We start from the raw sequence: 8,618 nt of genomic DNA on the forward strand, positions 1-8,618 counted from the left end.
GGTCATGGCGCCGTCTGATTTTGTCTCGCGCATGATGGGATAAACGCGATGGGTGGCATGTTGATACGGGCCGAATCTGTTGGGCCCACTCCTTAGAGCGAACTGAAGTGTAATGACATCGCAATCAGGAGTGAATCCTTGTTCCAGTAGAATAAGAATTTCACAAGTAAATAAAAAAGGGCTTTTTTATGTTTTATATTTTGCGTGATAACAGCGGTCATTTGATCAGGGTAGAGAAAGCGCCGTTTTCTGATATGAACGGTGAACTTCCCGATGATTCCGTTGAAGCAATAGCCTGGATAAATAATCAGCAAGCTATCTTAGCGAGTATTGAGAAACTGCGCAGCAGCGATTTGGAAATGGTGCGCGTGCTGGAAGATCTTATCCAGGTTCTGATCACCAAGGGACAAGTCAGCATCACCGATTTCCCCGCGGCTGCACAGCAGAAGCTCGTCAATCGGGCGCAGGCGCGTGAGACGCTGGGCGGTCTGGATGCGTTGATCCGTGAAGACGAAGACAAGATGTTCTGATCCTAGGCGGATTTTTCCATAAAACGGCTTGCCGGTGCGCCTGCAAGCCGTTTTTTATGCCCGCAATGTTGATGTACCGTGAGAGAACGGGGGGAAGACCGGTTGATATTTTTATCAGGGCCTGGTGTTACCCGAAACCAGAAGTGAGGAAAATTATGGACTTGGGAGCGTTAGTTTCAGAAACGCGCAATCCGGCGTCAATGTCGTTGGATCAACTGTCGACGCTGGAGATGATGGCGCTGTTCAACCAGGAAGATCGGAAAGTGCCTGAGGCTATCAGCCAGATCCTGCCTGATATCGCTGCCGTTGTGGATGCGACGGCCGACAGCCTGAAATCCGGCGGGCGCCTTATTTATATGGGGGCAGGAACCAGCGGTCGGCTGGGGGTGCTGGATGCATCCGAGTGCCCGCCGACATTCGGTATTCCGCACGATTGCGTCATCGGCCTTATCGCCGGCGGTTCGGGAGCCATGTTCAAGGCGGTAGAGGGAGCGGAGGATGATCCGCAACTCGGCGAGTCCGATCTGGCGGCATTGTCGTTGAATTCGGCGGATATAGTGATAGGGCTGGCTGCCTCCGGCCGGACGCCTTATGTCATTGGCGGGCTGCGCTATGCCCGCGGGCTTGGATGCCGCACCGTGGCTATTTCCTGCAACCCGTGCTCCCCCATCGCACAGGAGGCCGAGTTCGCTATTTCTCCCGTGGTAGGGCCGGAGGTACTGACGGGATCGACACGTCTGAAGTCGGGTACGGCGCAAAAGCTGATTCTAAATATGATCTCTACTGGGGCGATGGTACGGATGGGGAAGGTCTATCAGAATCTGATGGTGGATGTAAAAGCCACCAATGTGAAGCTGGTGGATCGCGCCTGTCGAATCCTGATGGAAGCCACCGGTACGGATCGGGAAAGCGCACGGTACTATCTGGCTCAAACCGGGTATGAAGTAAAACCTGCCATTGTCATGATTCTTACCGGTTGCGATGCCGAAGAATCCCGGCGTCGTCTGGCGCGGCACGACGGCTACCTGCGAAATGCCTTGCAACCATAAATGGGCGATACACGATGGCGGACGAAATACCGATGTTAACGCCGGGAGTGGCTTCATCCCGCAGGGTGTTTTTCGATGTGGATGGAACGCTGCATCGTCAGGATCTGTTTGGGGCGTTTCTGCGTTTTTTGCTCCGCCGACTGCCGTTGAATCTGTTGCTGCTGGCACCGCTGCTGCCGGTAGTGGGGCTAGGAGTGTGGGTATGCGGCCATACGAAGCGCTGGCCGGTGAGTTTGCTGCTCTGGGGGATAACCTTCGGTAGAAGCGAGGCGCGGCTTCTACGCCTGGAACAACGGTTTATCGAGCATTTCCGGCGGCGGATAACCCCTTTCCCATTGGTGCAACAGCGCTTGATGTCTTGCCTGGCCGAACAGAACACGCAGGTATGGGTGATCACTGGCTCTCCGCAGCATTTGGTAGAGGCGGTGTACCGCGATGTTCCCTTTATGCCGGAAGTTCATCTGATAGGAAGCCAGATAGCCCGGCGTTGCGGCGGCTGGGTGTTGATTCTGCGCTGCCTGGGGCGTGAAAAAGTGGTTCAACTGGAACATCGGTTGGGGAAACCGCTGAAGTTTGAGTGCGGCTACAGCGACAGCCGCCACGACAATCCACTGATGGCCAGCTGTCGGCAGCGCTGGCGCGTCACTGCGTCAGGTCAGCTACGTCCCTGGACGTAGGCTGTGTATAATGCCGGCCGCTTGTTGTAAACACCCTGAACGGAGGAACCATGGATACCCTTGCGGATGATGAGTATTGGATGCGCCATGCGCTGATATTGGCTCAGCGCGCCTGGGATGAAGGGGAGGTGCCGGTGGGGGCCGTGTTGGTGCAAGGCGGTAGGGTGATTGGCGAAGGCTGGAATCGCCCCATTGGCCAGCATGATCCTACCGCTCATGCCGAAATGATGGCGCTGCGGCAGGGCGGCCGGGTACTGCAGAATTACCGTCTGTTGGATACCACGCTCTACATTACGCTGGAGCCCTGCATTATGTGTGCCGGTGCGATGGTGCATAGCCGCATTTCACGCCTGGTTTATGGCGCGGCCGATGCCAAAACCGGCGCGGCCGGTTCGCTGGTGGATATTTTGCGACATCCGGGAATGAATCATCAGGTCGCGATTACATCAGGCGTGCTGGCGGAGGCGTGTTCGACGCTGCTGAGCGACTTTTTTCGCATGCGCCGGCAGCAGCAGAAGGCGGCGCGGGCAGACGGAAACGCATGACGGGTGACGAACCGCCCCTGACGTCAGGGCGCGGGTTTCGTCGGCGGTATCTGTTCCGGCGGTACCACCGGATAGGCACGAGCCAGCAACTGTTGTTGCTGTTCTTTACTCTCTTTTTCCGACAGATATCCCACCAGACTCACCATATAACGGCGGATATTTTCCACATAGTTGTAGGCCTCTTGACCGCGTGCGTATCCGTTGGCGGTTTGCGCGTAATAGCGCTTTTGGCTCAACAACGGCAGACGAGTTTTAACCTCTGCCCAGCTATCGGGGTTCGCTTTTTGCGTTTCGGTTAATTTGCGTGCATCCATCATATGGGCGTAGCCCATGTTATAAGCGGCAAGCGCGAACCAGATACGTTCATCCGCCGGTATGCTGGCGGGAATTAATTGCATCATGCGGGACAGGTACTGAGCGCCGCCGCGAATACTCTCTTCCGGGTTAAGTCTGTCGGCGACATCCAGACTATCTGCGGTATTGCGCGTCAGCATCATCAGCCCGCGAACGCCTGTTGGCGACGTCGCAAGCGGATTCCAATGCGATTCCTGATAAGAGATGGCCGCCAGTAGTTTCCAGTCGATTTCCCGTGCGTACTTTTCAAACAGTGGGCGTAAGCCGGGCAGGGTGCTGTCGATAGCATTGAGGAATGTCGTGGTGTCCACATAATCGAAGTTCCCCACATGCCCGAGATACTTTTCTTCCAGCCGAGCCAGCGTGCCGTCTTCCATGGTCTGACTGAAAAAATCCAGCAGCGCGGCGGAGAGGCTATCATCATGCGTCCGTCGCAGATACCAGGTGACGGGCTCTTCATCGCTGAGGTCAAAGGCCACGGCGAGTTGGGGATGAATTCTCTGCATCAGACCGATGGTGACGGAGTCGGCGATGGTGTAGTCGAGTTTGCCGTCGGCAACCTGTTTTAGCAGATCCTGTTCCGAGATATCCGCCGCGGCTTCCCAGCTTAACTGGGGATAGCGGGCCGATTTTAGTGCCCGTAATGTGGCGATATGCGCGGAACCCGACAATAGCGTTAACCGGCCTTGCAACTTATCCAGGGTGGCCGGCCGGGTATTGCCCAGCCGATAGACCAGCTGCTGAGAGACGGAATAATAAGCAGGCCCGGTACGGAAACGGTTCAGTCGCTCATAGTTGTAAATCAGACCGGCGGAGAGCAGGTCGGCATCGTCGTTATCGAGATCGTTGAACAGCTCGTCGACGTTCTGACGCACCGAAACCACCAGCTTAACGCCAAGATAATCGGCGAATCGTTTAGCCAGTTCGTAGTCAAGTCCGGTGGGCGAACCGTTGTTGGGGGTATAGGTCAGCGGAGACGCAATGGTGCTGATACGTAATTCCCCGCGTGAAAGGATCTGTCTGAGCTGGAACTCCTGGTTACTGCGCCATGGAATATTCGGCCACAGCGCCAGCGTCAGCAGCAGAGCGATTACCCCGATGAAAAAATAGTTTATCGTCAAACGTTTCAAAGAGTTATCTCTCGGTGGCCAAGTGGCCAGTCTGTCTGTAACGGCAGTTTTTTGTGTGCTATTTCCCAGAGTTGGAGGGCATTCTGCGCAACAAATCGTCACTGTGCAACTTTTATTCCTTTGGCTACTGTGGGGCTCCAGCCCTTTGACGATCTGCAACAATCCCTGCGCAAACGGTTTCGTCGTCCGTCACTATTCTTTATAATGGCGTGCGTTTCCCACCCCTGTAGCGCCATAACGCACTAACGTCAGTGCACCGAAGACAAGAGAAATTTTAGATGATGGAAATACTGCGTGGTTCACCTGCCTTCTCGGCTTTTCGTATCAATAAATTGCTGGCCCGGTGTAAGGAATACCATCTGCCCGTCAGCGACATTTATGCTGAGTACGTGCATTTTGCCGATGTGAGTGCCCCGTTAAGCCAGGATGAGCAATCGCGTCTGGCCCGCCTGCTGAAATACGGCCCCTCGCTGACCGAACATGAACCAACCGGCCGTCTGCTGTTGGTGACTCCTCGCCCAGGCACCATTTCTCCCTGGTCTTCCAAGGCAACGGATATTGCGCATAACTGCGGGCTGCAGAAAATTCTCCGTCTTGAACGTGGTCTGGCTTTCTATATTCATGCGCCTACGTTGAGCGATGAACAATGGAAAGAACTGGGCGGTTTGCTGCATGATCGCATGATGGAGAGCGTATTTAGCGATATGCAGCAAGCAAGCGCGCTGTTCTCCCATCATCAGCCAGCGCCGTTGAAGCGTGTGGAAATCCTGTTGCAGGGGCGTGAGGCGCTTGAGGCCGCCAACGTTCGTCTGGGGCTGGCGCTGGCAGATGACGAGATTGATTATTTGCTGGATGCGTTCACCCGGCTGGGACGTAACCCGACGGATATCGAGTTGTATATGTTCGCGCAGGCCAACTCGGAACACTGTCGGCATAAAATTTTTAACGCCGATTGGGTCATTGACGGTGAAAAACAGCCTAAATCGCTGTTTAAAATGATCAAAAATACTTTCGAACATACGCCTGAACATGTGCTCTCCGCGTATAAAGACAATGCCGCCGTGATGGAAGGCTCGTCGGTCGGCCGTTTCTTCCCGAATCCTCAGGGCGTGTATGAATATCATCAGGAAGATGCCCATATTCTGATGAAAGTCGAAACTCACAACCACCCGACAGCTATTTCTCCTTGGCCGGGCGCCGCCACTGGTTCTGGCGGCGAAATCCGTGACGAGGGGGCAACCGGGCGCGGTGCCAAACCCAAGGCGGGGTTAGTGGGATTCTCGGTTTCCAACCTGTGCATTCCCGATTTCGTGCAGCCATGGGAACAGGATTTCGGAAAACCGGATCGCATTGTCAGCGCGCTGGATATCATGGTGGAAGGCCCGTTGGGTGGTGCTGCATTCAATAATGAATTCGGCCGTCCGGCCATTGCCGGTTATTTCCGTACTTACGAAGAATCGGTGGACAGCCACAATGGCGTCGAAATTCGGGGTTATCACAAACCCATCATGCTGGCGGGCGGGATCGGCAATATTCGCGACGAACATGTGCAAAAAGGGGACATCAGCGTTGGCGCCAAACTGATTGTGCTGGGGGGCCCGGCGATGAATATCGGTTTGGGCGGCGGGGCGGCATCTTCCATGGCGTCCGGCCAATCTGATGCCGACCTGGATTTTGCTTCCGTTCAGCGCGATAACCCGGAAATGGAACGTCGTTGCCAGGAAGTTATCGACCGCTGCTGGCAGTTGGGCGAACAGAATCCGATCCTCTTTATCCATGACGTTGGCGCGGGCGGCCTTTCCAACGCTATGCCGGAACTGGTCAGCGATGGCGGTCGCGGTGGCCGCTTCGAATTGCGCGATATTCCCAACGACGAGCCGGGCATGAGCCCGCTGGAAGTCTGGTGCAACGAATCCCAGGAACGTTACGTATTGGCGGTGGCACCGGAGCAACTGGCGCAGTTTGCTGAAATCTGTAAACGCGAGCGCGCGCCTTACGCCGTGATCGGCGAAGCGACGCAAGAACAGCATCTGACGCTGAGTGATCGTCACTTCAACAACAAGCCTATCGATATGCCGCTGGATGTGCTGCTGGGCAAGACGCCGAAAATGCAGCGTGATGTTGAGCGTAAAGTGGTGGAAGGCGTGCCGCTGAACCGCAACGAGATCTATTTGGCGGAGGCGGTGGAGCGTGTGCTGCATTTGCCGGTCGTGGCCGAGAAAACCTTCCTGATCACCATTGGCGACCGAACGGTAACTGGCATGGTCGCCCGCGATCAGATGGTGGGGCCATGGCAGATTCCGGTTGCCGATTGCGCCGTGACTACTGCAAGTCTCGATAGCTACCACGGCGAAGCGATGTCGATCGGCGAGCGAGCGCCGGTGGCGCTGCGTAATTTTGCGGCTTCCGCACGTCTGGCTGTCGGAGAGGCTATCACCAATATCGCTGCTACACACATTGGCGATTTGAAGCGGGTGAAACTCTCCGCTAACTGGATGGCGGCTGCGGGGCATCCCGGTGAAGATGCCGGCCTGTATGAGGCGGTGAAAGCCATCGGTGAAGAGCTTTGTCCTGCGCTTGGGTTGACGATCCCGGTGGGTAAAGACTCCATGTCTATGAAAACCCGCTGGCAGGAAGGCAATGACGATCGTAGCGTGACGTCGCCGATGTCACTGGTCATCTCCGCGTTTGCGCGTGTCGACGATGTTCGCAATACCGTAACGCCGCAATTGCGTACCGACAGGGACAACGTGCTGTTAATGGTCGACCTTGGCGCGGGCCACCATGCACTGGGCGCGACGGCGTTGGCTCAGGTCTATCGTCAACTGGGGCGCAAAACGGCGGATGTCCGCAATCCGGCACAATTGGCCGGCTTCTTCAACGCGATGCAGAAGCTGGTGGCTGATGGCGCGCTGCTGGCTTATCACGATCGTTCAGACGGTGGCCTGCTGGTGACATTGGCTGAGATGGCGTTTGCCGGTCATTGCGGGATCAAGGCCGATATCAGCGCAATGGGCGAAGATTCTCTGGCGGTGCTGTTTAATGAAGAATTGGGCGCGGTGATCCAGATTGAGGCTGCCCGCCGTCAGGAGGTTGAACAAGTGCTGGCCGGGTTCGGCCTTGCCGACTGCGTTCATTATCTGGGACGGGCCGAAGCGGGTAATCATTTCGAGATCGTCCAGGGTGACAATGTGGTGTATCACGAAAGTCGCACCACGCTGCGTAAGTGGTGGGCGGAAACGACCTGGCAGATGCAGCGCCTGCGTGATAACCCGCAGTGCGCTGATCAAGAGCATCATGCCAAATCGGATGATAACGATCCTGGTCTGAATGTGACGCTATCTTTCGATCTTCAGGAAGACGTCGCTGCGCCTTATATCAGCCGGCAGGCGCGTCCGAAAGTGGCGGTATTGCGCGAGCAGGGTGTTAACTCGCATGTCGAAATGGCCGCTGCGTTTGATCGCGCCGGCTTCGAGGCTATCGACGTGCACATGAGTGATTTGTTGGCGGGGCGTCGTGTGCTGACGGATTTCCAGGCCTTGGTCGCCTGCGGCGGTTTCTCCTATGGCGATGTGTTGGGCGCTGGTGAAGGTTGGGCCAAGTCCATCCTGTTTAATAATCGCGTGCGGGATGAGTTTTCTTCCTTCTTCCTGCGCCCGCAAACACTGGCGTTGGGGGTATGCAACGGTTGCCAGATGATGTCCAATCTGCGGGAATTGATCCCCGGCGCAGACCACTGGCCTCGTTTTGTGCGTAATAAATCGGATCGTTTCGAAGCCCGATTCAGTCTGGTGGAAGTGGCGCATAGCCCGTCCTTGTTCCTGCAGGATATGGCGGGCTCACGGATGCCCATCGCGGTATCGCATGGCGAGGGGCGCGTGGAAGTCCGTGATGAGGCTCATCTGGTCGCTCTGGAACAGAACCAGCTGGTTGCGCTGCGGTATGTCAATAACTATGGACAGATGACCGAGACTTACCCTGCCAACCCGAACGGTTCGCCGAACGGCATCACGGCAGTCACCAATGCCAATGGACGTGTAACGGTGATGATGCCGCATCCCGAGCGTGTATTCCGGACGGTCAGCAATTCCTGGCATCCGGCCGAATGGGGCGAGGATAGTCCATGGATGCGTATGTTCCGTAATGCGCGTCGTCAACTGGGGTAAACGCTGTGTTGATATATGCGTAGAGCTGAAAAAGGGGCGCCGGCCTAATGCCGATCGTTTAAGGATCGGTTGACCGATCCGGTGGCTGATGTAAAAAGGGTTCATGTCTTCACATGGACCCTTTTTAATGGAACTTTCACAGGCCCTCGGCATTATCAACCTTACCG

At 55.9% G+C, this 8,618-nt stretch carries 6 protein-coding genes; 5 read left to right on the forward strand and 1 reads right to left on the reverse strand.

Annotated elements, in window-relative coordinates; genetic code table 11:
* Positions 1 to 188 precede the first annotated feature (188 nt).
* From HEP82_RS18595 to tadA, 4 genes are all read left to right on the forward strand, one after another.
* Positions 189 to 530, forward strand: a complete 342-nt coding sequence (locus tag HEP82_RS18595) for a tryptophan synthase subunit beta (protein ID WP_192459433.1) — start codon at positions 189 to 191, stop codon at positions 528 to 530.
* A gap of 155 nt (positions 531 to 685) precedes the next feature.
* Positions 686 to 1,579 carry an N-acetylmuramic acid 6-phosphate etherase gene (murQ, locus tag HEP82_RS18600; protein WP_192459434.1) on the forward strand — a complete coding sequence of 298 codons (894 nt, stop codon included), beginning with the start codon at positions 686 to 688 and terminating at the stop codon, positions 1,577 to 1,579.
* A 14-nt stretch (positions 1,580 to 1,593) separates the two neighbouring features.
* Positions 1,594 to 2,256: a phosphatidylglycerophosphatase C gene (gene yfhb / locus HEP82_RS18605; protein WP_225622561.1), complete on the forward strand. Its 663-nt coding sequence runs from the start codon at positions 1,594 to 1,596 to the stop codon at positions 2,254 to 2,256.
* A 50-nt stretch (positions 2,257 to 2,306) separates the two neighbouring features.
* Positions 2,307 to 2,801, forward strand: a complete 495-nt coding sequence (tadA, locus tag HEP82_RS18610; protein ID WP_192459435.1) for a tRNA adenosine(34) deaminase TadA — start codon at positions 2,307 to 2,309, stop codon at positions 2,799 to 2,801.
* Positions 2,802 to 2,824: 23 nt separating this feature from the next.
* Here tadA and mltF read toward each other — a convergent pair whose 3' ends face one another.
* A complete protein-coding gene (mltF, locus tag HEP82_RS18615) occupies positions 2,825 to 4,285 on the reverse strand; it encodes a membrane-bound lytic murein transglycosylase MltF (RefSeq protein ID WP_192459436.1) in 1,461 nt (486 codons plus the stop codon).
* Positions 4,286 to 4,566: 281 nt separating this feature from the next.
* Between mltF and purL the strand changes: the two genes are divergently transcribed.
* Positions 4,567 to 8,451 carry a phosphoribosylformylglycinamidine synthase gene (gene purL, locus HEP82_RS18620; RefSeq protein WP_192459438.1) on the forward strand — a complete coding sequence of 1,295 codons (3,885 nt, stop codon included), beginning with the start codon at positions 4,567 to 4,569 and terminating at the stop codon, positions 8,449 to 8,451.
* Positions 8,452 to 8,618 lie beyond the last annotated feature (167 nt).

It is taken from the genome of Musicola keenii (genome assembly GCF_014855505.1).
GTDB lineage: Bacteria > Pseudomonadota > Gammaproteobacteria > Enterobacterales > Enterobacteriaceae > Musicola > Musicola paradisiaca.